This window comes from Acinetobacter sp. ANC 4216 (assembly GCF_004331195.1).
Lineage (GTDB): Bacteria > Pseudomonadota > Gammaproteobacteria > Pseudomonadales > Moraxellaceae > Acinetobacter > Acinetobacter kookii.
Genome location: NZ_SJOC01000016.1, coordinates 17,768 through 40,549 on the forward strand (window position 1 = coordinate 17,768; position 22,782 = coordinate 40,549).

Sequence of the window (22,782 nt, forward strand, 5' to 3'; positions counted from 1 at the left end):
TTTTTGCTTACAAATTATTCATTATGCTGTATTTTTCTTCATTAGACTTAAGTCTTGACTGCTACTGAAAAAGCTTGACCCGACATTTTCTCTCTCATTTTCGTACTTTTTTCCCTATATTTTAAAAATGCAGTTGTATTTTATTTGTGCTCATTTTGACTTTTATAGATTAAGGATTCCACTACCTTTACAGCGTTTTGAAACCCCCGCTCAATTCCCGGGACTTATTTAAAACTTGACGCAATCATCATCGCCTCTCCTGGATTCTGGCTATATTCGATCTGTATAAATCTCTCATTTATCTCGTTTCTTTTTTCATCAATATTCCTACACAAGCCTTGTCGCTTATGGCATAATCGAAATAATTTCATGAGTTTATTTTCGGTATTTCTTTTATGAATCTGGAGCGGGTCGATCTCAATCTATTAATATATCTTGATGTACTCCTTCGTGAAAAAAATGTAACGCGTGCGGCAGAACAATTGGGTGTGACCCAGCCTGCCATGAGTAACATTTTGCGTCGTTTACGTAACTTATTTAATGATCCGCTGTTAATTCGTTCTTCGGAAGGAATGACCCCTACAGAACGTGCTCTGGAATTACAACCTCGTATTCGCGATGCCCTTTCTGACCTGTCCATGATTTTAGAACCGCGTACCGAATTCCGTCCTTATACTTCCAATCGCGTTTTTCGCATTATGACCTCGGATTATGCGGAAGCGACTTTAGTCCCGCGTTTGGTCAAAGCATTACGCTCCGAAGCACCCAATGTCGTACTGGACTTTTTAACCCCAAGTGATGTGTCTTATCGTGACATGGAACAAGGAAAAGTCGATCTGGCCATTAACCGTTTCAATGAAATTCCGCAAAGTTTCCATCAGGTGCTGGTTTGGCGAGACAGTTTTTCCTGTTTGCTCAATAGCAAACACCCTGCCGCGGGGAATCTAAACCTTAAAAGTTATTTAGATGCACAACATATCTGGGTTTCTAAAACAGGGATGGGCGTTGGTTTTGGCGTGAACCCGGAAAAACAGGCCGGTTTAGGCTGGATTGATCAGGCTTTAGAGCGTATTGGTCAAAAGCGTAAAATTTCGGTCTTTACCCGTCACTATCAAATGCCGGGGTTATTGGCGGCCAATGTTGACCTCGTTGCGACTTTGCCGACACGCATCGCGCGTTTACAAGCCAAGAATCAAAATTTATTGATGAAAGATCCGCCCTTCTACATTCCTGAGTTCGAATTAAAGATGGCATGGTGTCCATTATTGCATCATCACCCAGCACATCGCTGGTTGCGTCAGCTCATTCTGTATGTGGCCCGTCAGATGATTGAAGAAGAAAATCGTGAATTTTTAATGAATAATTCCCAATTTTCACATTATTAAGCGCAATTTTTCTTAAATTCTTCTTTTTAAGCTTATACTGTATTTAGTCAGGTAGTCATTCCATTACTACCTGACGTGCTTTTATGTTAAAAATATTCATAATAATGATGATCCACAGGTGGATTTGTGAGCCTCTTTCAAAATATCGTCATCATCATCATCCTGATTGCAGGTGCGGGATTCTTATCGCTCACCGAAATTGCCCTGGCGGGTGCACGTAAAGTTAAACTGAAAATACTGGCTGAATCTGGGGATGAGCGTGCTCAGCAAGTCTTGGATTTACAGGAAAATTCGGCAGACTTTTTTGCAGCCTCACAAATCGGTCTAAATGCTGTTGCCATTCTTGGCGGTATTTTAGGTGAAGGAGCTTTCCGTCCTTATTTCCTCGAACTGGTTTCACGTTTCTATACCGGTGCGTGGGCCGAAACGATCGGTTTTGCCTTGTCTTTTACTTTGGTCACGTCATTATTCATTCTGTTTGCAGACTTGATGCCAAAACGTCTGGCCATGATTGCTCCCGAAAAAATTGCCGTGTCTGTAATCAACCCGATTCAAATTTTTATTCGGGTATGTAAACCACTGGCGTGGATGATCAATGCCATTGCCAATCTGTTGTTCCGCCTGTTCAAGGTCAATACCACCCGTGAAGATAATATTACTTTTGATGATATCTCTGCCGTCATGGATGCCGGTGCACAGGCAGGCGTATTGCAGAAACAGGAACATCATTTCATTGAAAACGTATTTGAGCTTGAAGAACGTAATGTGCCTTCAAGTATGACCACACGTGAAAATGTGGTGTTCTTCACCCTTAAAGAATCAGAAGCCAGTATCCGGCAGAAACTTGCTGAATATCCCTACTCCAAGTTTCTGGTGTGTAGTGAAAATATTGATGATGTGATTGGTTACGTCGATGCCAAGGATATTCTGGTGCGTATTCTAAACAACCAGTCCTTACTGCAACTCAATGAAAGTACCATTCGTAATGTATTGACCATCCCGGATACTTTGACTTTATCTGAACTACTGGACCGTTTCCGTTCCACCAAAGAAAAGTTTGCGGTGGTGATTAACGAATATGCTTTGGTGGTTGGCGTGATTACCTTGTCGGACATTATGATTACCGTGATGGGTGACTGGGTAACTCCGATAGAAGCAGAACAGCAGATTATTAAACGTGACAACAATTCCTGGCTGATTGATGGCAGCACGCCAATTGAGGACCTGAAACATGCCCTTGAAATTGATGAAATGCCAGATGAAGAAAATTATGAAACGCTTGCCGGTTTCATGATGTACCGTCTACGCAAGATTCCGCGTCCTGCCGATACCGTGATTTATGGTAACTATAAATTTGAAGTGGTCGATGTAGACCATTTTAAAATTGACCAGCTTCTGGTTACACGACTTTTAAAGGAAATGGAAAATAATCATAATGAAGAATCAGAATAGTCTGATTCTTCTCACTTTTTTAGAAAATAACAATAATCATGGAATAAAAATAATGAATTTTTCGCTGAGTGCCCTGCTTGCCTGTCTGAGTTTCTATTCCGGCCTTTATCTGATTTATTATTTTTTCGCCAGGCAACCACAGCCGCTTCTCCTGATACTTGCAATTGTATTATTGATCTTTGCTTGCTGGATTACACCCTATGGTTATGAACGCCAACGTAAAAGTTATGATCAGACCATGCGTTTAGGCGAATATCTTTGTTATCCTTTGATCACCTGGTGGCGACTTTTTATTTGGCCGATCCGTGCCTTGTTAGCATGGTTCTATCCATAAAAAATCAAGCAATAAAAAAAGCACCCCACGGTGCTTTTGTATGTCCAGTTTTAATATTGCGCAATTAAAGCATCTAAAACTGCTTGATAGTGAATGGCAATGTCATCTTCCAGAATCTTGTAAGCATTGTCGAACTGTACCATTGGCCAGCCTTCTTTCCAGAACGGGAAAATATTATGCAAGTCGTGAGTCACAGTCGCATCTTCACGGGTAATGGCTTGGGCAATCTGCGATAAAACCTGGGCTGTTTCGGCACCATCAATAGCCAAATAATCAATGCCATGGGCTTTTAAAATACGGATACGGTCTTTTTTATAACGAATTTTTTTGCTTTGTGCTTCATTTAAATGAAGTGCCAAAGTCACGGCTTCAACAAACTTGCTTTCAAAACTGGTATTTAACGCAACCAAGGCATTTTTATGTGCTTCTTGGCGACCAGCTTTACCACCATTACGGATCATCTCTTTCGCTTCAGTATTCAGCACATCGTTTTTCATGGACTGTAAAATGTCTAAAATTTCGATATCGCTTAAAGATTCAGGAGATTGATCAGTCATGAACTGTCCTTGGACAAAAATAAGAAAGAACTATTTTCGCATAATTCCTCACTGAATACAGGAATAAAATTAAGCTCCCGATTCGATTCATCATTTAGCAGGTTGAAATGTGATCCTCAGACCAAGCAGATAAACGCAATAGATCTTAGCTGTTATAAATACGCTAAAAATAAACAGAGGCAAAATTCAATATTGCGAAACGCGCTAAAAATTTAATTCATGCTCAATAAGCCAATAAAAATTGAGCTTGGAAATAAAGAAATTCACGTATTTCAGATTTTTCTCTATTAAATACTCTTAAATCCTTTATATTGGCTCTACTTTTTATGTTTCTTTAATTCTTATGATCAGCAATAAACAAACTGCACTTTTTTTAAAACAACTACGGAAACAGTACCCGGCAGCTTTTAAAAGAAATTATTTGTTTTACAGCATGATCAAAACCAAGGGAATTTTAGACGAACTGAAAGAGCTGATTCCCTGGGTTCTGGCTGCGATGATTTTTATCTCGCTTTCGATGAGTCTGGGTCATTTCATTGCTAGCCAATTTCCGCAATTTAATGCTTTTCGTGCCCAAGGCATTGCTGTTTTAGCCATTATGTTGTTGTTTATGCTTTATACGCCCGTGGTCATCAAACAGATCAAACACAGCTCCACGTCTTTGTATCAGCAACTTCGCCATACTCCGGTAAAACTGGCGGTACTGATTGTGCTGCAAACCATCAATATTGCTTATATTGAAAGTACATTTCTACAGATTATTCTGTTTTTCTTTGCCTTGAGTTTTGGTTTTGTTCGTTTTTATAAAGAAAATATGTTCCGTGAAAGTACACAAAACGAGCAATATTTTTATCTGCAAGAAACCCGCCGCATTTGTTTTTGGGCTTATAAGCAGGTATTAAAAATTCAGTTAAAAAGCCTATTCATGAGCAAAAACTCAGCCGCACTTCACTCGCTACAACAACAAGAAAAACAGTTTATCGATTTGCATATACAGCTGATTCATTATGAAAATGAACTATGTAAAACACACAAGCATATAGATGTCGAAACCTATCTGGATAGCTTGATGTAAATGACATACCTTTTAAGGATAAAAACTCATTCAAAGTCGTGTTTTATAGTGATAAGCACATGAATTGATTGAAAAGAAAGCAAATACATGCAAAGGCACTTGCCAAGTTTTATTTCCTCCACTATTATGGCGCACATGCCCGAGTGGTGAAATCGGTAGACACAGGGGATTTAAAATCCCCCGCCCACAAAGCGTGCCAGTTCGAGTCTGGCCTCGGGCACCATTTTAATACTATTTAAAATGGTGCAATAAAAGACCCAGCGATAAGCTGGTTTTTTTATGCCTGAATCACTCAATCATAGTAAACCAATAAAAAAGACAGAATAAAAATGAAACGATTTAAAATGCATTGCCGGCTCTATATCAGCCTGTTTATATTAATGAGCACAACTTTGACTCACGCAATAGAAACTGTTGAAAATTCCCAAACCCAAAAGGTTTATGATTTATTTTCTGGCACCATTGGTGAAAATCAGGGACAACTTGTTTTAAATCATTGTACTTTAGCGAAGTATTCCTACCCCTTGCATTTTAATCATCCGGAAGATGAAAAGCGGATTAGAAGTTTACTGCGACAAGATCCGTTCTTTTGGCTCAATCTAAGCGCAAGAGCGTATAGTGAAAACGAGAAATTTCATTTGATGGTAGATGGGATAACAGAAATTCATATCCAGGCAAGTTGCCATTTAAGCGATCTATTGTCTAATTCAGCTAAACTTTAGATATAAACTAACAAATAGAGAGTGACTTACCACTCTCTATTCGATACCAGTTCTTCCATTTCAATACCCATATAACCGTGATCTTGCACCACCATCATCATGGCTTCAGCAATATAATCGGCTGCGGTGTCATCCAGTGACGAGTCAAGATCTTCAAACTGCGGTTTCATCTTATTAATCAAAACCACTGTTTCGGCAGCATAATGATAAATTTCACCTTCAGATAAATCAGGTTTTTCCACCTTCTTTGCAAACTGTTTTATGGCCTGCTTGACTTCAGCCACAAGAATATCGGGATAATATTCATCATCAAACATCGGGAGAAGTAAATCTTCAAACATACAACACTCAAAAAAGACCTGCATTCAAGCGAGCTTGTATAACACAAAGCAACAAAATTACCAAATGCCACCATAGAAAGGCGATTTAACTCGGTTCTTTTTTATTCAAATTTCTTAAGGGCAATTAAATCGGATTGATGGGCTACCCTATTGACAATGCTGAGTAGAAAACAAAATACACCGCAGCAAATTGTGAGAAAAAAATCATATCAAGCATTTTTAAAATATGAGCCAATTCTCTCTACCCTTAATTGCTTGTTTTCATTACAGCGCTGAATTTTTAGATCTATAGCATTTTAAATAACACTTAAACCCATCCTACCCAAATAAATAAAGCCATGATTTATTTTTTAATTTTATGTAAAGGTTTGGTTGAGTTTTCGATTTATTCGATAGCATGACTAGGACTTAGATAAATTTCACTTTATAAAATAAAAACCTAATTTCTACAGGGAAATGTTATGAAAGCTATTTTAGTTACATTTCTTGGAATCACATTCTCAGCCTGCTCTACAACCTCAACAAAAGATACTCAAAAAAATATGATTTCAGAACCTGAAGTCATAGCCGCACAGCAAGCCTGGTGTAAAGCCTTACTCGATATCAGTGCAAGCTATGATCAATACGGAAAACAGGCAGCAAATGACCTGGCCAGCAAGGTGATTGATGATGCATATTTTTATCAGAATGGTCCTGTTTTATTTAAACCCACATTAACCACAAATCCACACACTTTCAGAACCACAAAAGATGGAGCTTTGTCCTATTTCGTAGGCGGAAATCCCAATTTTCCCAATGACAAAGGTTTCGCACTCGGTGGCTGGCAAAAATGCGAAGTCGATAATGCAGCGATAAATATATCGGCTGACAGTGCAAGTACTTTATCTAAAGTCCACTTTACCAATAAGAATGGTGAAGTGACGACTGTAGATAAAAGCTGGAAATTTGTAAAAGATAATGCAGGTAAATTACGAATAGTGGTTCACCATTCCTCACTTGAGCATCAAGGAAAGTAAGGAAAGTAATGACCACTGCAAGCAAAAAAGCCCGATGCCGGATCGCGCTTTTTTTTAGTTAGATATCCAGATGAGTCATGGCCTGCCATATTTTAATGGCATCACTCATGGCTTTGACATCATGCGCTCGCACCATGCATGCACCCTGTTGAATACTGAATAAATGAGCAGCAACAGAACCCATAGCCCGATTTTGAGCATCTGCCCCCCCCAGTGCTTCACCAATAAAGCGCTTCCGTGAAAGTGCAGATAAAATGGGATACCCCATATCATTTAATTTATAAAACTCATTTAATAATTTTAGGTTTTGCTGAGCATTTTTGGCGAAACCAAAGCCTGGGTCAATCATGATGTTTTCCCGCTTCACCCCTGCCTGTAATGCATCATTAACCCGTTGTTGCAGCTCTGCAATCACCTCAGCCGTCACATCACTATATTGATCTAGATTATTCATCGTGGTCGGCTCACCACGCATATGCATAATAATCACGGGAATATTCAGTTCTGCTGCCGTTTCCAAAGCCTTGGGGCGAGTCAGCGCACGCACATCATTCCAGATATGTGCCCCTGCTTTTACTGCAGCTTTAATCACTTCGGGCGCCGAGGTATCAATTGAAATAATGACCTCATGTTTAGCCAGTTCCTCTACCACCGGTACCACGCGACGGATTTCTTCCTCGATGTCCACTACTGCTGCACCCGGACGTGTAGACTCCCCTCCAATATCAATCACGGTGGCGCCATCCGCAATCATTTCCAGAGCTTTGGCTACCGCCTGATCTTTCGTATTATGCTTTCCACCATCACTAAAAGAATCCGGAGTAACGTTTAGAATTCCTATGACATGCGGCTGAGATAAGTCCAGCTTTAAATGACCAAAAGTCCAGATCTGTGGTCGTAAAGGCTTTAGCTGCATGATTTAAATCCTAATTCACAATAACCTTCATATTGTCTTATGGATAGCTAAATAAAGCAAAGCTCAATCCGGACAAGATCTAGATTTCGAAGTCGTTCTTGCCTGAATATTGCATCAGTTTGGATTGTAGTAGGGCTTTTACATCGACCCATTCACTTTTTAGAATGCTGTACATATAACTATCTCTTAGTGTTACGCCATCCTTGCGCAGCATATGACATCTGATGATTCCATCCCGTTTGGCACCAATACCTTCAATGGCTTTCTGGCTGGCAACATTTAGGTGATCCGTACGCAAACCAATCACCTGAGCATTTAAATGTTCAAAAGCATGTTGTAATAAAAGATATTTACAGACCCGGTTGACGTAAGTGCGTTGATAGCGTTTAGCATACCAGGTATAGCCAATTTCGAAACGCGGAATTTCAGGTTTGATATCATGATAGCTGGTGGTTCCAATAGCACGGCCACAGTTTATATCGATGACCGCAAAAGCCATCCGTTCATCTTTAGCTTGCTGTTCAAATGCTTGTGTAAAATAGTTTCTTAAATTGTGCAAATAAGGTACCGAATTATATAAAACTTCTCCTAAATCACCTTCAGCACATGCTACTTCTAAATCTGCAAAATGTGCCCAAGTTAATGGCTCCAGAACAAGCTGATAAATCCGGGACTCTAAAACAGGTATATTCATTTTTGTTTTTTACTCATTGGTTTTATCCAAACACCATAGCATCCAAGCCCAGGTCATAAAAATAATAAATATAAAAAAACCACCCGAAGGTGGTTTTTTTAAAGATCTTAACTTGCTGGCAATGGTGGAGGTGTTGCAGGACCATCTGTTGGTGTTACATCAATCACCGGATTTTCAGCAACATAAACTTTAGGTGGTTGTGGTTCACGACCTTCCATGATGTCACGGATTTGGTCACGATCAATGGTTTCCCATTCCATCAACGCTTTTACCATTGCATGCGCAATCTCTTTGTTATTTTCCAAAATATTGCGAGCAACTTTATACTGCTCGTCCAGAATCCGGCGAACTTCAGCATCCACCTGTTGCTGGGTTGCTTCAGAAATGGTACGGCTTCCTACATTTCCAAAGAAGCCGTTTTGGTTTTCATCTTCATAAACCATCACGCCCATTTTGTCAGACATACCGTACTTGGTGACCATTGCACGTGCCATTTTGGTTGCACGCTCAAAGTCGTTGGAAGCACCAGTCGACATCTGGTTAATGAACACTTCTTCTGCAATACGACCACCGAATAAAATTGAAATTTCATTCAGCATTTTGTCTTTGTAATGACTAATTGCATCTTGTTCCGGCAACTGCCAGGTTACACCCAATGCCCAACCGCGCGGCATAATGGTCACCTTATGTACAGGGTCCGTACCCGGCAAGATTTCCGCGACAATGGCATGACCTGCTTCATGATAAGCGGTAGCACGACGTTCTTCTTCACGAAGCACCATCGATTTACGTTCAGGACCCATATAGATCTTGTCTTTTGCATCCTCAAAGTCATGCATGTCGACGGTGTTCTTATTACGACGTGCAGCAAATAACGCTGCTTCGTTTACCAGGTTTGCCAATTGTGCACCAGAGAAACCAGGTGTACCACGAGCCAACACTTTCACATCTACACCGGTGTGCGAAGGCAATTTTTTCAAATGTACATTCAGAATCTGTTCACGACCTTTAATGTCTGGCAAACCTACCATGACCTGACGGTCAAAACGGCCTGGACGAAGCAAGGCTTTATCCAGTACATCGGCACGGTTGGTTGCAGCAATGACAATAATACCTTCATTGCCTTCGAAACCATCCATTTCTACCAGCATCTGGTTGAGTGTCTGTTCACGTTCATCATGACCGCCACCCGTACCTGAACCACGGTGACGACCGACCGCATCAATCTCGTCAATAAAGATGATACATGGTGCATGGCGTTTCGCCTGTTCAAACATGTCACGGACACGTGATGCACCGACACCTACAAACATTTCAACAAAGTCAGAACCGGAAATACTAAAAAACGGAACTTTCGCTTCACCCGCAATCGCTTTAGCCAGCAAGGTTTTACCCGTACCTGGAGGACCAACCATCAACACGCCTTTAGGAATACTTGCACCCAGACGTTTAAATTTAGATGGATCTTTCAAGAAATCTACAATTTCAACAACTTCTTGTTTAGCTTCGTCACAGCCAGCAACATCGGTAAATGTCACTTTAATCTGGTCTTCTGACAGCATTTTGGCTTTTGATTTACCAAAACTCATTGGACCACTTTTACCACCTGCACCACCACCCATGTTGCGCATAAAGAACATGAATAACAAAATGATCAAAAGTACAGGGAAGCTAGCGATAAGAAGTTGCATCAACAAACCTTGACGTTGCGGTGCAGTCCCTTCTACAACAACATTATGTTTAATGAGGTTTGGCATCAATTCCGGGTCTTGAACCGCAGGACGAATGCTTTCAAACTCTGAACCGTTTGTTTTTTCACCCCGAATTCTTTCGCCATCAATGGTGACTTGCTTAATTTGACCAGCATTCACCGCTGAAACAAACTCTGAATAATTCATTGCTGTCGGTTGATTGCGGTCACTGATGTTACTGAAAATCAGAATCAGTACACCCAGTATAACCAGCCACAATACGGCATTCTTGAAGAGATCGCTCAAAGCTTTATTCCCATATCAATCTAATTTGATCATGCCCACAAATGGGTGACCTTAATTTAAGCTGAAGATCAGCTTTGCAATATTTTAAAAATGTACAAAATGCACAATTTTTAACGTCTTGGCAAGTAAACTTTATCTAGAAGCCTTCTTACGACCTTGCCCGATTAAAAATACTTCTTTAGAACGGGCACGTGAAGCAGCAGGTTTTGCTGTCTTCAATACATCGAAGTTATCTACAACCTGTTTACGGAATTCGTCAAATCCGGTGCCTTGGAAAACCTTGACTACAAATTGGCCTTTAGGTCCTAAAACCTTGTTGGCAAAATCTAGAGCCAGTTCACACAAGTAAATTTGGCGAGGTTGATCTACAGCCTTATTACCTGATGTATTGGGGGCCATATCCGAAATTACAACGTCTACAGTCCGTCCGTTTAAAATATTTAACAATTTTTCAAAAACTTCTTCCTCACGGAAGTCGCCTTGCAGGAAGGTTACATCTGGCAATGCATCCATAGGTAAAATATCGGAGGCAATCAATAGGCCTTTATCGCCGACCAGTTTACCTGCAATCTGCGACCAGCTGCCGGGTGCTGCGCCCAGGTCAACGACGGTCATGCCCGGTTTAATAATTTTGTATTTTTCTTGAATTTCAAGAAGCTTATAAGCCGCACGCGCACGATAACCTTCCTTTTGGGCTTTCTTTACAAAAGGATCATCCAAATGCTCGCGCATCCACTCTCGACTACTTTTTGACAACTTCTGGTTGGTAATGCGTGTCGCCATAACTCTCTAAATAATAAAAAACTTCTAATATGTGATTGTACGTGAAAAACATATCCCTTGCAGTATACATCTGTATCTAAATCCGATCTTTGAAAGGTTTTTTTCAATAATTGAAATCGATTATTTCAACAGAATATAAAGCGTTTAAACTTGGCATTTGTTATACTAAGCCGTTTTTAAAATTAGGTTATCTTTATGGCGGCTTTATCTATTCAGGAACGTAAACGTTTACGTCAAATCGGACATGCATTAAACCCGGTGGTTATGCTGGGCGATAAAGGTTTGACTGAAGCTGTAGTTGAAGAACTAAACCGCGCTTTAAACGATCACGAATTGATTAAAGTGAAAATCGTGGCTGAAGATCGTGAAGAACGCGCCTCTTTAATCGAAGAGCTTTCAGCTCAAACTGGTGCTGAAGTTGTTCAAAAAATTGGTAAAATTGCGCTGATTTATAAAAAAGCGGCAAAACAGAATGCCAAATTATCCAACCTGGTTCGTCACGCTCATTTATCCAACTAAGCAGATTTCATGGCAAGTTACGAACTTAGCGCCTTTGATCGTCGCTTTCAATCGATCTCCCTGGTTGCTGCGATTGAACAACAAAGCCCTTATACCTTGAATATTGGCTACTGGTTACGCGACCCCAATCAGCTTATGCAATGGCCTGAACTGGTTCCAGATTATCCGCGTCAGGATTTTTTATGGGAACACACCTGTTTTGAAGTTTTTATAGGTGTGCAGGGAGAGGATTTCTATCGTGAAATCAACCTCTCTCCTTCCCAGGCTTGGCAGGCCTATCAGTTTGAAGAATATCGCTATCCGGAAGATATGCCCCCTCAAGCCGCAGATGATATTGAACTCAACCAGCTCAAACGCACCCATTATGGTTTAAATGTGAGCTTGGACTTAACCGAGTTCATGTTAAAGCACAAATTACAATGGTCAGATTTGTTCCTAGGCTTAACTGCTGTACTTAAAACTTCGCAAGGCGAGCAATATTATGCAATGCAACACAGCAGTCCAAATGCAGACTTTCACAACAAGCGGGATTGGCTGCATCGGTTCTAAGGCATAGCAGCAATATTGAAGCAATAAAAAAGTGAGGCAATGTACCTCACTTTTTTATGTTTTCAAGGTGTCGTTTAGGAAAACTGGCATAGCCCCCTTCCTCGCCCCTAGATCAGCAGATTTGTCTAGCTCTCTATCAGCTTTTTAAAGTAGGTTCATCTTCAGACTTCACTGAGACCTTTTTCCACACATCTAAAGTATGCTCTTTAGAACGTTTTAAGGTTTCAGTCAGATGATCTTTATGTTTTACTGAAATTAGGCTGACATCTTCTTTTAACTCCTTACCCATTTTCGATAAGTCTTCAATGACCGCCGTCAATTCAGCTTTTACGAATTCTTTCAGCTCTGCCAAATCTTTCGGTGAAAAACTCAATTGCTTTTTAATGGCTTCAATACGCTGAAAAAGGTCCTGTTTTAAACTTTGAATCTGCTCCTGAACATTTGCCTGTACCTCCTTCGCTTCAGTTTTTACGTTTTCAGTCGATTCAGTCACTGCTTCTTTCACTTTCTGCTGTGCCTCTTTAGACGCGAGTTCCAATTTGTCCGCACCTTCTGCAACTACCTCTTTTAATGTGGTTTTTGCTTTTACCGGCTTTTGTTCTACTGTCATGATCTTTTTCCTAATAGTTATTACATGAGAAACCTAGCGTATTCGGTTTTGATAAAATTTAAGTTTTGATTTGTCAGACAATTCTAATTTGCTTACATTTTATATACACAGATGCTCATACAGAGTTCTCAGCAAAAGACAAGGCATTTATCTTACATATTCCTAGTAAATTAAATGGACTTTAAAAGGCTTTCTGCGTATAATGCCGTGTTAAGTTCAAGCGAGCAGACAGAGGGAGGGTAGGTTTTATAATAACCTTCCTTTTTTTTCGTCTACTCGCTTTTTTACAGCCTAAATTTCAGGAGCTTTGGTTTGAGCACCCCAGCAATTTTAGCCCTTGCCGATGGTACTATTTTTAAAGGTACTTCAATTGGCGCATCGGGTAGTACGACTGGTGAAGTCGTTTTCAACACTGCCATGACTGGCTATCAAGAAATTTTGACTGACCCGAGTTATGCACAGCAACTTGTCACCCTCACTTACCCACATATTGGCAATACAGGTTGTAACGAAGAAGACGCTGAGTCAGGTCGAATTCATAAAGTATGGGCCAACGGATTGATCATTCGTGACCTGCCTTTATTGCATAGCAACTTCCGTGCTGAGCAATCACTTGGTGATTATCTTAAACAACACAACGTTGTGGCTATCGCAGACATTGATACTCGTAAACTAACGCGTATTCTGCGATCTAAAGGTGCACAAAACGGTTGTATCCTTGCTGGCGAAAACGCTACAGAGGAAGACGCTTTAGCTAAAGCCCGTGCTTTTGGCGGTTTAAATGGTTTAGACCTTGCTAAAGAATGCTGCGACCCTGAAGGTTTTGAATGGACAGAAGGCTCTTGGACTCTAGGCAAAGGGTTCTCTCAACCTGAACTTAAATTCCATGTTGTTGCATACGATTACGGTGTCAAAACCAACATCTTACGTATGCTTGCAGACCGCGGTTGTAAACTGACTGTTGTTCCTGCACAAACTCCTGCTGCTGACGTGTTAGCGTTGAATCCAGATGGCGTGTTCTTATCAAACGGCCCTGGCGATCCAGCTGCATGTGACTATGCAATTGAAGCTGTAAAAACAATTGTAGAAACGACTGAAATTCCAGTATTTGGTATTTGTTTAGGTCACCAGATTCTTGCACTTGCCTCAGGTGCAAAAACTGTGAAAATGCCTCACGGTCACCACGGTGCCAACCATCCTGTACAAAATCTTGAAGATGGTACAGTGATGATTACTTCTCAAAACCACGGCTTCGCAGTAGATACAGATACGCTACCGGCTAACTTGAAAGCAACGCACAAATCACTGTTCGACCAAACCTTGCAAGGTATGCATCGCACAGACAAACCTGCGTTCAGCTTCCAGGGTCACCCTGAAGCAAGCCCTGGTCCACATGACTGCGCACCATTGTTCGATCATTTCATCGAACTTATCGAAGCATCTAAGAAGTAATTAAGGAAGCATCATGGCTAAACGTACAGACATTAAAAGCATCTTAATTATCGGTGCAGGTCCGATTGTGATCGGTCAGGCATGTGAGTTTGACTACTCAGGTGCTCAAGCGTGTAAAGCGCTTCGTGAAGAAGGCTACCGTGTTATTTTGGTCAACTCTAACCCAGCGACCATCATGACTGACCCTGCTATGGCAGATGCGACTTACATCGAGCCAATCACCTGGCAAACTGTTGCAGCCATCATTGAGAAAGAACGCCCAGATGCAGTTCTTCCAACCATGGGCGGTCAAACTGCATTGAACTGTGCCCTTGCCCTAGACGAGCACGGCATTTTAGAAAAATACAATGTTGAATTGATCGGTGCGACCAAAGAAGCGATCGAAAAAGCTGAAGACCGTAAACTCTTCGACCAGGCAATGCGTAAAATTGGTCTTGAATGTCCAAAAGCTGACGTTGCTGAATCAATGGAACACGCGCTTGAAATTCAAGCACGTTTCGGCTTCCCAGTGATTATCCGTCCGTCATTCACTATGGGTGGTTCAGGCGGCGGTATCGCGTACAACCGCGAGGAATTCATTGAAATCTGTGAACGCGGTTTCGACCTTTCTCCAACCAAACAATTATTGATCGATGAATCTTTAATTGGTTGGAAAGAATACGAGATGGAAGTTGTTCGTGACAAAAACGACAACTGTATTATTGTATGTACCATTGAAAATTTTGACCCAATGGGCGTGCATACAGGTGACTCAATCACTGTTGCGCCTGCACAAACATTGACGGATAAAGAATTCCAGTTACTTCGTAATGCTTCTTTAGCTGTTTTACGTGAAATTGGTGTAGAAACTGGCGGTTCAAACGTTCAGTTCGGTATTAACCCGAAAGACGGCCGTATGGTTGTGATTGAGATGAACCCGCGTGTTTCTCGTTCATCTGCATTGGCATCAAAAGCAACTGGTTTCCCGATTGCGAAAATCGCTGCGAAACTGGCTGTGGGTTATACCCTTGATGAGTTGAAAAACGACATCACTGGCGGTACAACTCCAGCATCATTCGAACCTGCAATTGACTACGTTGTAACGAAGATTCCTCGTTTTAACTTTGAGAAGTTCCCTCAAGCTGACGCTACACTTACAACTCAGATGAAATCTGTAGGTGAAGTAATGGCGATTGGCCGTAACTTCCAGGAGTCTGTATCTAAAGCACTTCGTGGTCTTGAAGTGGGTGCAACTGGCTTTGATGAAAAAATCGAAGTCGGCACTGAAGGCGCGCGTGAGAAGATTCTTCAAGAACTTCGCGTTCCAGGTCCAGAGCGTATCTGGTATGTGGCTGACGCATTCCGTCACGGTTTCTCTTTAGAAGATGTATTCCAGGCGACCAAAATCGACCGTTGGTTCTTGATTCAAATCGAAGACATCATCAAAACTGAAAACCAAATCAAAACTTTAGGTTTTGGTGACTTGAATGCGGACAATATCCGTTCATTCAAACGCAAAGGTTTATCTGACCTTCGCATTGCGAACCTGATGGGCATTTCGCAAAAGCAATTCCGTAAACACCGTTGGAACCTGGGCGTAACCCCAGTGTACAAACGTGTAGATACATGCGCTGCAGAATTCGAATCTGATACAGCTTACATGTATTCAACTTACGATGAAGAGTGTGAAGCGAATCCGTCTACTAAAGACAAGATTATGGTGATCGGTGGCGGTCCTAACCGTATTGGTCAAGGTATCGAATTCGATTACTGCTGTGTACACGCGGCCCTTGCAATGCGTGAAGACGGTTATGAAACCATCATGGTGAACTGTAACCCTGAAACTGTTTCGACTGACTATGACACTTCAGATCGTTTGTACTTCGAACCGATTACGCTTGAAGATGTACTTGAAATCGTACGTATCGAGAAGCCTAAAGGCATTATCGTACAATACGGTGGTCAAACTCCGCTGAAACTGGCTCGTGCTTTGGAAGAAGCGGGTGCGCCAATTATCGGTACATCGCCTGACGCAATTGACCGTGCAGAAGACCGTGAACGTTTCCAACAAATGATTCAACGTCTGCAACTTCGTCAACCAAACAACAGCATCGTAAAATCTGCTGAAGAAGGTATGGCTGAAGCAGCGAAAGTTGGCTATCCGCTTGTAGTACGTCCTTCTTACGTGCTTGGCGGTCGTGCGATGGAAATCGTTTACAACGACGAAGAATTGAAACGCTACTTACGTGATGCGGTTCAGGCATCGAACGAAGCGCCTGTACTTCTTGACCGCTTCCTGGATGATGCCATCGAAGTTGACGTGGACTGCGTATCTGACGGTAAAGACGTTGTGATTGGCGGTATCATGCAGCACATTGAACAAGCCGGCATTCACTCTGGTGACTCAGCATGTTCGATTCCTCCGTATTCGTTATCTGATGAAATTCAAGATGAAATGCGTCGTCAAACCATTGCAATGGCAAAAGAACTTGGCGTTGTAGGTTTAATGAACGTACAGTTTGCGGTTAAAGGTACTGACGTATACATCCTGGAAGTGAACCCACGTGCATCACGTACAGTTCCATTCGTTTCCAAGTGTATCGGTGAATCTTTAGCGAAAGTTGCTGCACGTTGTATGGCAGGCCAATCTCTAGAATCGCAAGGTTTCACTTCAGAGATTATTCCTGAACACTTCTCTGTAAAAGAAGCAGTGTTCCCATTCAACAAATTCCCTGGTGTTGATCCAATCCTTGGGCCTGAGATGAAATCTACAGGTGAAGTGATGGGTGTTGGTAAAACATTCGGCGAAGCATTCTACAAAGCTGTACTTGGCGCGAATGAACGCTTACCTGGCCTTCCAACCGAAGGTGAAGTGAAGCATGCATTCATCTCTGTTCGTGACTCTGACAAGCCTCGCGCTGCAGGTATTGCGAAGCAGTTAGCTGGTTTCGGCTTCAAGATTCTTGCAACTGGCGGCACGTATGACGTGATTAAAGCAGCAGGTATTGAATGTGAACGTGTGAATAAAGTAACTGAAGGCCGTCCAAATATTGTTGACCGCTTGAAAAATGGCGAGATTCACCTCATTATCAATACAACTGAAGGCAAACAAGCTCAGCAGGATTCATTCTCGATCCGCCGCTCTGCGCTTCAAGGTAAGGTGTATCACACAACAACTTTGAATGGTGCAGATGCTGTATGCCAAGCTTTAGCAATTAAATTGCCGATGGATGTTTACCGCTTGCAAGACCTTACCAAAGGTTAATTAAGTTACCGAGAAGTCCCGTCACCTCTCGGTGGCGGGCTTTTTTTCATTTTATAAACCTGTATTTTTTAAATACCAATTTATGAGGGACAACAATGCAACGTTATCCTATGACTCCTGAAGGCAAGATTGCCTTAGAGAAAGAATTACATCAATTAAAAAGTATTGATCGTCCGCGTATTACTGCCGCAATTGCGGAAGCACGCGAACATGGGGATTTGAAAGAAAACGCGGAATACCACGCAGCGCGGGAACAGCAAGGTTTTTGTGAAGGTCGCATTCAAGACATTGAAGGTAAACTCGGTGCTTGCCAGGTAATTGATGTAAAAACACTTGAGCAAAATGGTCGTGTGGTTTTTGGGGTAACCGTAACGATTGAAAATATCGACACTGAAGAACAGAAGACCTATAAAATTGTTGGCGATGACGAAGCCGACTTTAAGATCAACAAGATTTCAGTGAACTCTCCGATCGCACGTGGCCTGTTGGGTAAAAACGAAGGCGACGAAGTGAAAATCGTAACACCGCAAGGCGAAGTTGAATACGAAATTGTGAAAGTTGAATACATCTAAGTTTTAAATAGATATTTCAGGCTGTAAGACCCCTCGGTTGAGGGGTTTTTTATACCTAGACAATTGATTATCAATACCCCCTGCTCTATCCTTCTTTTAAGAATCCGGATGCAAAGAGTTGGAAGGCATGTAATGCTTCTGGCAATACCTGCTCAGGATGCTCGCTAGAAGCCACCCAAAGTGCTGCATTCATGGCTGCCCCATTTAAAAATACGGCTGCCGCTTCAGAATGCACTGCTTTAATTCGGTCTGCTGCCAATAACTGTTCTACGCATTCACGGGTAGACTGCAAGCATTTGTTTTGACTTGGCCAATGTGCAGGATCACCTAGTACTGCAGGCCCGTCGCGTAATACAATCCGCTGAAACTCAGGATTCAAGGCATTTTCAATATAGGTTTGCCCTTCAAGCATCAACCCTTCCCAAAGATCTTCAGGTTGCTCCAGATGCTGCTGGGCAGATGAAGCCATTTCTGAATCAATTTGATCGACCACAGCAGCAAACAAGCCGCGTTTATCTCCAAAATGATGGTACAGCGCACCACGGGTCAGCCCTGCTTCTGCCGTGAGTTTATCCATTGAGGTGTCTGCATAGCCATATTCAGCAAAGGCACGGCGCGCGACTTCTATGAGTTTTTTGCGGGTTGCCGCCATTTTTTGTTCACGAACAGACATTGTTTTGATTACCTCATCATCACAAAAATTTTAATTGACATACGATTCGTATGTCAATTATGTTTACATACGAGGCGTATGTGAAAAGCAAAGCTGCTTTTAACTCTACTTTTAAACCAGATATTGAATGAGAATAAACATGACTAGAACTGCAATATTTCCCCAAGACCGCCATGCCCTGTATGAACAGCATGGTTACTCTGCTGCCATTAAATCGGAAAATTTACTCTTTGTATCAGGTCAGGTCGGTAGCCGTGAGGATGGCAGTCCTGAACCTGACTTTGAGAAACAGGTAAAATTGGCATTTCAGAATCTTAACCATACACTCGCTGCGGCAGGCTGTACTTTCGATGATATTGTCGATGTCACCACCTTTCATACCAACCCTGAACAGCAATTTGAAACCATTATGAAAGTTAAAAATCAGGTGTTTACGCAAAAGCCTTATCCAAACTGGACAGCAATTGGTGTAAATTGGCTTGCAGGTTTTGATTTTGAAATTAAAGTCATTGCGCGTATTCCAGGCCTTCCTGCGAACACTTCAGTCTAGCAATTTATTTTTTGATAGGGATGAAGGACGCACGACATCAGCTCAATTGGTTATAATGGCTTTTCCCTTTAAGTTGTACTTTTTATGTCTGAAAAGTTAATTAATTCCCCTGTGAATCACTGGTGTGAATTCGAATTCATCTCGAAAACGGTGAAGAATCCAAATATTCATATCAAGGGCAATTACAGCTATTACTCAGCTTATTGGGATCAGGGTTTTGAGCGCTGTGTGGTGCGTTACCTGCATGACAAGCCAGCTACACCTGAGAAGCCAATTGATCAGCTTTATATCGGCAATTTTGTCTGTTTTGGTGCCGAGTGCGTGATTATGATGGGTGGCAACCAATTACACCGTACCGACTGGATTTCAGCTTTTCCGTTTGATACCCGTAGTTTTGTGCCTGCGGGTGATACCGTGATTGGTGATGGCTGTTGGATTGGCTCACGCGCCATGATTATGCAGGGCGTTAAGCTGGGTGAAGGGGCTGTGGTGGCGACAGGTGCAGTGGTCACAAAAGACGTGCCGCCTTATGCCGTAGTCGGTGGTGTGCCTGCAAAAATTATTAAATACCGCTTTTCCGAAGCTGATATAGAAAAACTGCTTTCACTTAAACTCTATGATTTAGATGAAAAGCAGTTTTTAAAGATGCGTGAGCAGTTGCAGACTGAGGATATTGACTTATTAAGAGCATTTTTGAAAAATCAAATTCCTCCGAATATATAGTTCTTCCAACCACTATGAAAATCTTTATTATCAGTTGGTCTAAGGTTTCGGACTGATACAACGCTAAACCTTTTCTGTGAGTTAACCAACTGCTCATAATATTCAACTAATTGAATAAAAATTAAGATTCCAAGTTCGTCTTGAAAGAAATTTGCTTTTCTCATTAATACTGTAAGAGGACTATCAGCTCTATAATTTTCTCCATGGTATTTTTCAAAATCACCTTTGTGCAATTCAACATAATTATTCATTTGCTCTAATAAAATTTTAAGTAACTCCAAAGAAGTATTACTTTTTAAGAGAAATGCAGGATTTAATAAAAACATTATTAATAGCTGATTTTTATTACTATCAAAACTAGTCGAATAGAGTAATGCAAACTGACTTGCTAACTTCAAAATTGCTCTCTTTGATAATTTTTTTTCTTTCACATAGAAGTCTATAAGTTCTATGCAACCATTAAGATCTTGATCGTTTAAATCTATTCCTAAATTTTTAAATGTACTATGTATATTTATTTTAAAATGATCCATTAAGCCAGGAGCTAATGAATTTAATCCCACTGTAAAATCAATAAACTTATCTAAATACTCTTCACCAATCTTTTCATCATACCCATAGTTATGACATACGACTTTTGAAAATTGAGCCTTATCCATAACTAAAACAAATACAATCTTAGGAATATCAAAGAAATGTTTAATTCTTTCAATTAAACGAATCGCAAAGTCAGGACGACAACGGTCAAGTTCATCGATTATAAAAACTAAAGGTTTTTCTAATTGAGCAGCAAGTTCGGCTAGTTCTTTTTTAAAATCTTGAATTGTTTGCTTTTCTATATGATGATTTTCAATTTTCTTTTCTATTTGTTCTTTTACTTTAACTGATATTTCATCACTGACTGTATCGAAAACTTCTTTCCCCTCTTTATATACTTCTTGCCAAGCTTCTCCTACCCCACCAAGCCCGATCCAATGCAGTCCCGCTTTGGCAGCTATCACTGGCAGAATTGCAGCTAATGAAATTAAAACTGATGCAGTCTTTGAATTAAAGTCATTAACCTCTTCAATACCAATTTCATCAGAATCCTTAAAAGCTTGGCTAATCTCTGCTGCAATTGTTAAAAAAGGATCATCCAAATAATCATTCGCAAAAGCATCCAAATAAATCACATTATGATTTATATCATCTAAATGTTTAGCCCAATGCCGAACAAACCACGTTTTCCCTTCACCCCACCGTGCATCTAAAGCCAATACAGCTCCGCATTGCAACCGATCTACATAGTTTGTGAGTTGAATACCAAGACGTTTTCTATCCCAAAGATCACCTTCCCAAGCTTCAAAGTCATTTTCAAAATTATCACGTTGCCAATTTAACTGATCTGTTTCATTCATTTTTTAATTCATTATTAATAAGTTACTACACTTATAATAGGACAATTTTAAAGAACTGTTCATATCTATTTTTACATATAGTTGCAAATAAAAAATCTGCTTACAATTTCCTCAGACTTTAGTTTTAAGCCCGCTAGTTTTTAAACAAAATCATGATAGATTAAATTATAAAATTGTTTTTGGGATTAAATTATCCCTATGAAATTACTGGGTTTTATTTTAATAGAAATACAGCTAGTATCAAATTTCAAACGTTTTTATTGAACAAAAAATCATAGTCTTGATGTGATACGTTTTAGTAAGGATTATAAGGAGAAATACACATGTCTTATCAAAATATTTTAGTACCAGTTGACGGTTCAGAAACAGCTTATGCAGCAGTAGCTAAAGCAGCTGAGTTTGCAAAAGCATTTGGCAGCAAAATCACCGTAGTTCAAGTTTTGGCACTTGACCCCTATATTGCAGCAGAATACATTTCTGCCAATCAAACCAACGACTTGATTGAACGTGCACGTAATGCAGTTGTTGAGTCTCTTGCTGCAACAAAGGCAAAATTCAACGAACAAGGCCTTGAAGTTGAAACTAAACTTCTTGAAGGACAAGTCATTCATCGTGAAATTGTGAGAGCTGCTGAAGACAGCCATGCCGATTTAATCATTATTGGTTCACATGGCCGTACAGGTCTGAAAAAACTGTTCCTGGGTAGCGTGGCTCAGAGTGTACTCGGAGAATCACATATTCCAGTACTGATTGTCCGCGAATAATATCCTATTGTATTTCCCATCTTTATCTAAACTAAAGGTGGGAAAATTTGATTCCCATAATGCTCATCTTTTATAAACTGTTGTTCCACTGATATTGTTTTAGATTAATTTTATCTCCAATCACCATTACCCCCTCTGCCAGTAATTTTACGCGCTGGATATTTTCACCCTGATCATCCAGTTTACTTAGGCTAATTTTTCCTTGAGAATTGATGACCCTATGCCAGGGAATTTCCGCCTCTGAATCGAGATGCTTTAATACATAACCCACTAAACGTGCATGTTTGGGCAAGCCCGCCATCTTGGCAATTTGCCCGTATGAAGCCACTTTCCCATATGGAATTAAGGCAACCACTTGTAGAATTTGGCGCGCTAACTCATCCGTAGAACGACTTGAATATTCTGGCATATCAGGTCCTTAAATCATCCCATTGAAACTTTCGAGCTATAAAAAAAG

24 protein-coding genes and 1 tRNA gene are annotated in these 22,782 nt (G+C 40.8%); 15 read left to right on the forward strand and 10 right to left on the reverse strand.

The features are described 5' to 3' along the window. The first annotated feature begins 395 nt into the window (after positions 1 to 395). The 3 genes from E0H88_RS13070 to E0H88_RS13080 all read left to right on the forward strand — a co-directional run bounded on the left by E0H88_RS13070 (position 396) and on the right by E0H88_RS13080 (position 3,171). Positions 396 to 1,385, forward strand: a complete 990-nt coding sequence (locus tag E0H88_RS13070; protein WP_086196263.1) for a LysR family transcriptional regulator — start codon at positions 396 to 398, stop codon at positions 1,383 to 1,385. Positions 1,386 to 1,511: 126 nt separating this feature from the next. Continuing rightward, on the forward strand, positions 1,512 to 2,837 hold the full coding sequence (gene paeA / locus E0H88_RS13075; RefSeq protein ID WP_092818697.1) for a polyamine export protein PaeA: 1,326 nt from the start codon (positions 1,512 to 1,514) through the stop codon (positions 2,835 to 2,837). Positions 2,838 to 2,889: 52 nt separating this feature from the next. After that, positions 2,890 to 3,171 carry a hypothetical protein gene (locus E0H88_RS13080; RefSeq protein ID WP_092818698.1) on the forward strand — a complete coding sequence of 94 codons (282 nt, stop codon included), beginning with the start codon at positions 2,890 to 2,892 and terminating at the stop codon, positions 3,169 to 3,171. A gap of 50 nt (positions 3,172 to 3,221) precedes the next feature. On the opposite strand, the gene E0H88_RS13085 is transcribed toward E0H88_RS13080, so the two are convergent. Then, on the reverse strand, positions 3,222 to 3,728 hold the full coding sequence (locus E0H88_RS13085) for a hypothetical protein (RefSeq protein WP_131274495.1): 507 nt from the start codon (positions 3,726 to 3,728) through the stop codon (positions 3,222 to 3,224). A 343-nt stretch (positions 3,729 to 4,071) separates the two neighbouring features. Here E0H88_RS13085 and E0H88_RS13090 point away from each other — a divergent pair, with 343 nt between their 5' ends. The 3 genes from E0H88_RS13090 to E0H88_RS13100 all read left to right on the forward strand — a co-directional run bounded on the left by E0H88_RS13090 (position 4,072) and on the right by E0H88_RS13100 (position 5,525). After that, a complete protein-coding gene (locus tag E0H88_RS13090) occupies positions 4,072 to 4,803 on the forward strand; it encodes a hypothetical protein (RefSeq protein WP_131274496.1) in 732 nt (243 codons plus the stop codon). Positions 4,804 to 4,940: 137 nt separating this feature from the next. After that, positions 4,941 to 5,026: transfer RNA gene (locus tag E0H88_RS13095), tRNA-Leu, on the forward strand. A gap of 157 nt (positions 5,027 to 5,183) precedes the next feature. Continuing rightward, positions 5,184 to 5,525 (forward strand): hypothetical protein, encoded by a 342-nt coding sequence (locus tag E0H88_RS13100; RefSeq protein ID WP_131274497.1) that lies wholly within the window; start codon positions 5,184 to 5,186, stop codon positions 5,523 to 5,525. Between the two features lie 26 nt (positions 5,526 to 5,551). On the opposite strand, the gene E0H88_RS13105 is transcribed toward E0H88_RS13100, so the two are convergent. Continuing rightward, positions 5,552 to 5,866 carry a DUF5713 family protein gene (locus E0H88_RS13105; RefSeq protein ID WP_131274498.1) on the reverse strand — a complete coding sequence of 105 codons (315 nt, stop codon included), beginning with the start codon at positions 5,864 to 5,866 and terminating at the stop codon, positions 5,552 to 5,554. Positions 5,867 to 6,327: 461 nt separating this feature from the next. On the opposite strand from E0H88_RS13105, the gene E0H88_RS13110 reads away from it, so the two are divergent. After that, on the forward strand, positions 6,328 to 6,882 hold the full coding sequence (locus tag E0H88_RS13110) for a metal-independent carbonic anhydrase family protein (RefSeq protein ID WP_131274499.1): 555 nt from the start codon (positions 6,328 to 6,330) through the stop codon (positions 6,880 to 6,882). A gap of 58 nt (positions 6,883 to 6,940) precedes the next feature. Here the strand turns inward: E0H88_RS13110 and folP are convergent, their stop codons facing one another. The 4 genes from folP to rlmE all read right to left on the reverse strand — a co-directional run bounded on the left by folP (position 6,941) and on the right by rlmE (position 11,272). Further along, a complete protein-coding gene (gene folP, locus E0H88_RS13115; RefSeq protein ID WP_131274500.1) occupies positions 6,941 to 7,798 on the reverse strand; it encodes a dihydropteroate synthase in 858 nt (285 codons plus the stop codon). Positions 7,799 to 7,877: 79 nt separating this feature from the next. Then, positions 7,878 to 8,492 carry a GNAT family N-acetyltransferase gene (locus E0H88_RS13120; RefSeq protein WP_092818705.1) on the reverse strand — a complete coding sequence of 205 codons (615 nt, stop codon included), beginning with the start codon at positions 8,490 to 8,492 and terminating at the stop codon, positions 7,878 to 7,880. A 107-nt stretch (positions 8,493 to 8,599) separates the two neighbouring features. After that, positions 8,600 to 10,489 carry an ATP-dependent zinc metalloprotease FtsH gene (gene ftsH / locus E0H88_RS13125; RefSeq protein WP_092818706.1) on the reverse strand — a complete coding sequence of 630 codons (1,890 nt, stop codon included), beginning with the start codon at positions 10,487 to 10,489 and terminating at the stop codon, positions 8,600 to 8,602. A gap of 132 nt (positions 10,490 to 10,621) precedes the next feature. Beyond that, positions 10,622 to 11,272 (reverse strand): 23S rRNA (uridine(2552)-2'-O)-methyltransferase RlmE, encoded by a 651-nt coding sequence (gene rlmE / locus E0H88_RS13130; RefSeq protein WP_092818707.1) that lies wholly within the window; start codon positions 11,270 to 11,272, stop codon positions 10,622 to 10,624. A gap of 195 nt (positions 11,273 to 11,467) precedes the next feature. On the opposite strand from rlmE, the gene yhbY reads away from it, so the two are divergent. Together yhbY and E0H88_RS13140 are read left to right on the forward strand one after the other, a co-directional pair. Continuing rightward, on the forward strand, positions 11,468 to 11,791 hold the full coding sequence (yhbY, locus tag E0H88_RS13135; protein WP_092818708.1) for a ribosome assembly RNA-binding protein YhbY: 324 nt from the start codon (positions 11,468 to 11,470) through the stop codon (positions 11,789 to 11,791). A 9-nt stretch (positions 11,792 to 11,800) separates the two neighbouring features. Further along, a complete protein-coding gene (locus tag E0H88_RS13140) occupies positions 11,801 to 12,340 on the forward strand; it encodes a DOMON-like domain-containing protein (RefSeq protein WP_131274501.1) in 540 nt (179 codons plus the stop codon). A gap of 136 nt (positions 12,341 to 12,476) precedes the next feature. On the opposite strand, the gene E0H88_RS13145 is transcribed toward E0H88_RS13140, so the two are convergent. Then, a complete protein-coding gene (locus E0H88_RS13145; RefSeq protein WP_131274502.1) occupies positions 12,477 to 12,950 on the reverse strand; it encodes a hypothetical protein in 474 nt (157 codons plus the stop codon). A 312-nt stretch (positions 12,951 to 13,262) separates the two neighbouring features. Between E0H88_RS13145 and carA the strand changes: the two genes are divergently transcribed. The 3 genes from carA (at position 13,263) to greA (ending at position 18,218) form a co-directional block, all read left to right on the forward strand. Next, positions 13,263 to 14,402, forward strand: coding sequence for a glutamine-hydrolyzing carbamoyl-phosphate synthase small subunit (gene carA / locus E0H88_RS13150; protein WP_131274503.1), 1,140 nt, complete (start codon positions 13,263 to 13,265; stop codon positions 14,400 to 14,402). Between the two features lie 13 nt (positions 14,403 to 14,415). Further along, the gene (gene carB / locus E0H88_RS13155; RefSeq protein ID WP_131274504.1) at positions 14,416 to 17,646 is read left to right on the forward strand and encodes a carbamoyl-phosphate synthase large subunit; all 3,231 of its coding nucleotides are present in this window, start codon (positions 14,416 to 14,418) and stop codon (positions 17,644 to 17,646) included. A 95-nt stretch (positions 17,647 to 17,741) separates the two neighbouring features. Next, entirely contained in the window at positions 17,742 to 18,218 is a 477-nt protein-coding gene (greA, locus tag E0H88_RS13160) for a transcription elongation factor GreA (RefSeq protein WP_086196278.1), read from the forward strand. Positions 18,219 to 18,303: 85 nt separating this feature from the next. On the opposite strand, the gene E0H88_RS13165 is transcribed toward greA, so the two are convergent. After that, positions 18,304 to 18,891, reverse strand: a complete 588-nt coding sequence (locus tag E0H88_RS13165) for a TetR/AcrR family transcriptional regulator (RefSeq protein ID WP_131274505.1) — start codon at positions 18,889 to 18,891, stop codon at positions 18,304 to 18,306. 139 nt (positions 18,892 to 19,030) lie between these two features. Here E0H88_RS13165 and E0H88_RS13170 point away from each other — a divergent pair, with 139 nt between their 5' ends. Together E0H88_RS13170 and E0H88_RS13175 are read left to right on the forward strand one after the other, a co-directional pair. Further along, a complete protein-coding gene (locus E0H88_RS13170; RefSeq protein ID WP_131274506.1) occupies positions 19,031 to 19,441 on the forward strand; it encodes a RidA family protein in 411 nt (136 codons plus the stop codon). 84 nt (positions 19,442 to 19,525) lie between these two features. After that, complete coding sequence (locus E0H88_RS13175; RefSeq protein ID WP_131274507.1) at positions 19,526 to 20,164, forward strand: CatB-related O-acetyltransferase; 639 nt, start codon at positions 19,526 to 19,528, stop codon at positions 20,162 to 20,164. Here the strand turns inward: E0H88_RS13175 and E0H88_RS13180 are convergent. Beyond that, entirely contained in the window at positions 20,143 to 21,561 is a 1,419-nt protein-coding gene (locus tag E0H88_RS13180) for a KAP family P-loop NTPase fold protein (protein ID WP_131274508.1), read from the reverse strand. The two genes, E0H88_RS13175 and E0H88_RS13180, sit on opposite strands and share 22 nt — an antisense overlap. Positions 21,562 to 21,884: 323 nt before the next feature. Here E0H88_RS13180 and E0H88_RS13185 point away from each other — a divergent pair, with 323 nt between their 5' ends. Continuing rightward, positions 21,885 to 22,325 (forward strand): universal stress protein, encoded by a 441-nt coding sequence (locus tag E0H88_RS13185; protein ID WP_092818717.1) that lies wholly within the window; start codon positions 21,885 to 21,887, stop codon positions 22,323 to 22,325. A gap of 70 nt (positions 22,326 to 22,395) precedes the next feature. Here the strand turns inward: E0H88_RS13185 and E0H88_RS13190 are convergent, their stop codons facing one another. Continuing rightward, the gene (locus E0H88_RS13190; protein WP_131274509.1) at positions 22,396 to 22,734 is read right to left on the reverse strand and encodes an MGMT family protein; all 339 of its coding nucleotides are present in this window, start codon (positions 22,732 to 22,734) and stop codon (positions 22,396 to 22,398) included. Positions 22,735 to 22,782: the final 48 nt, after the last annotated feature.

Bases quoted from the DNA above. Each gene is read 5' to 3' on its own strand.
- E0H88_RS13120 (WP_092818705.1), bottom strand. From the start codon at position 8,492: ATGAATATACCTGTTTTAGAGTCCCGGATTTATCAGCTTGTTCTGGAG.
- E0H88_RS13070 (WP_086196263.1), top strand. From the start codon at position 396: ATGAATCTGGAGCGGGTCGATCTCAATCTATTAATATATCTTGATGTA.
- folP (WP_131274500.1), bottom strand. From the start codon at position 7,798: ATGCAGCTAAAGCCTTTACGACCACAGATCTGGACTTTTGGTCATTTA.
- E0H88_RS13180 (WP_131274508.1), bottom strand. From the start codon at position 21,561: ATGAATGAAACAGATCAGTTAAATTGGCAACGTGATAATTTTGAAAAT.
- E0H88_RS13175 (WP_131274507.1), top strand. From the start codon at position 19,526: ATGTCTGAAAAGTTAATTAATTCCCCTGTGAATCACTGGTGTGAATTC.
- E0H88_RS13170 (WP_131274506.1), top strand. From the start codon at position 19,031: ATGACTAGAACTGCAATATTTCCCCAAGACCGCCATGCCCTGTATGAA.
- rlmE (WP_092818707.1), bottom strand. From the start codon at position 11,272: ATGGCGACACGCATTACCAACCAGAAGTTGTCAAAAAGTAGTCGAGAG.
- E0H88_RS13145 (WP_131274502.1), bottom strand. From the start codon at position 12,950: ATGACAGTAGAACAAAAGCCGGTAAAAGCAAAAACCACATTAAAAGAG.
- E0H88_RS13080 (WP_092818698.1), top strand. From the start codon at position 2,890: ATGAATTTTTCGCTGAGTGCCCTGCTTGCCTGTCTGAGTTTCTATTCC.
- E0H88_RS13190 (WP_131274509.1), bottom strand. From the start codon at position 22,734: ATGCCAGAATATTCAAGTCGTTCTACGGATGAGTTAGCGCGCCAAATT.
- carB (WP_131274504.1), top strand. From the start codon at position 14,416: ATGGCTAAACGTACAGACATTAAAAGCATCTTAATTATCGGTGCAGGT.
- E0H88_RS13085 (WP_131274495.1), bottom strand. From the start codon at position 3,728: ATGACTGATCAATCTCCTGAATCTTTAAGCGATATCGAAATTTTAGAC.
- E0H88_RS13140 (WP_131274501.1), top strand. From the start codon at position 11,801: ATGGCAAGTTACGAACTTAGCGCCTTTGATCGTCGCTTTCAATCGATC.
- E0H88_RS13185 (WP_092818717.1), top strand. From the start codon at position 21,885: ATGTCTTATCAAAATATTTTAGTACCAGTTGACGGTTCAGAAACAGCT.
- yhbY (WP_092818708.1), top strand. From the start codon at position 11,468: ATGGCGGCTTTATCTATTCAGGAACGTAAACGTTTACGTCAAATCGGA.
- E0H88_RS13105 (WP_131274498.1), bottom strand. From the start codon at position 5,866: ATGTTTGAAGATTTACTTCTCCCGATGTTTGATGATGAATATTATCCC.
- E0H88_RS13090 (WP_131274496.1), top strand. From the start codon at position 4,072: ATGATCAGCAATAAACAAACTGCACTTTTTTTAAAACAACTACGGAAA.
- E0H88_RS13165 (WP_131274505.1), bottom strand. From the start codon at position 18,891: ATGTCTGTTCGTGAACAAAAAATGGCGGCAACCCGCAAAAAACTCATA.
- E0H88_RS13110 (WP_131274499.1), top strand. From the start codon at position 6,328: ATGAAAGCTATTTTAGTTACATTTCTTGGAATCACATTCTCAGCCTGC.
- greA (WP_086196278.1), top strand. From the start codon at position 17,742: ATGCAACGTTATCCTATGACTCCTGAAGGCAAGATTGCCTTAGAGAAA.
- E0H88_RS13100 (WP_131274497.1), top strand. From the start codon at position 5,184: ATGAGCACAACTTTGACTCACGCAATAGAAACTGTTGAAAATTCCCAA.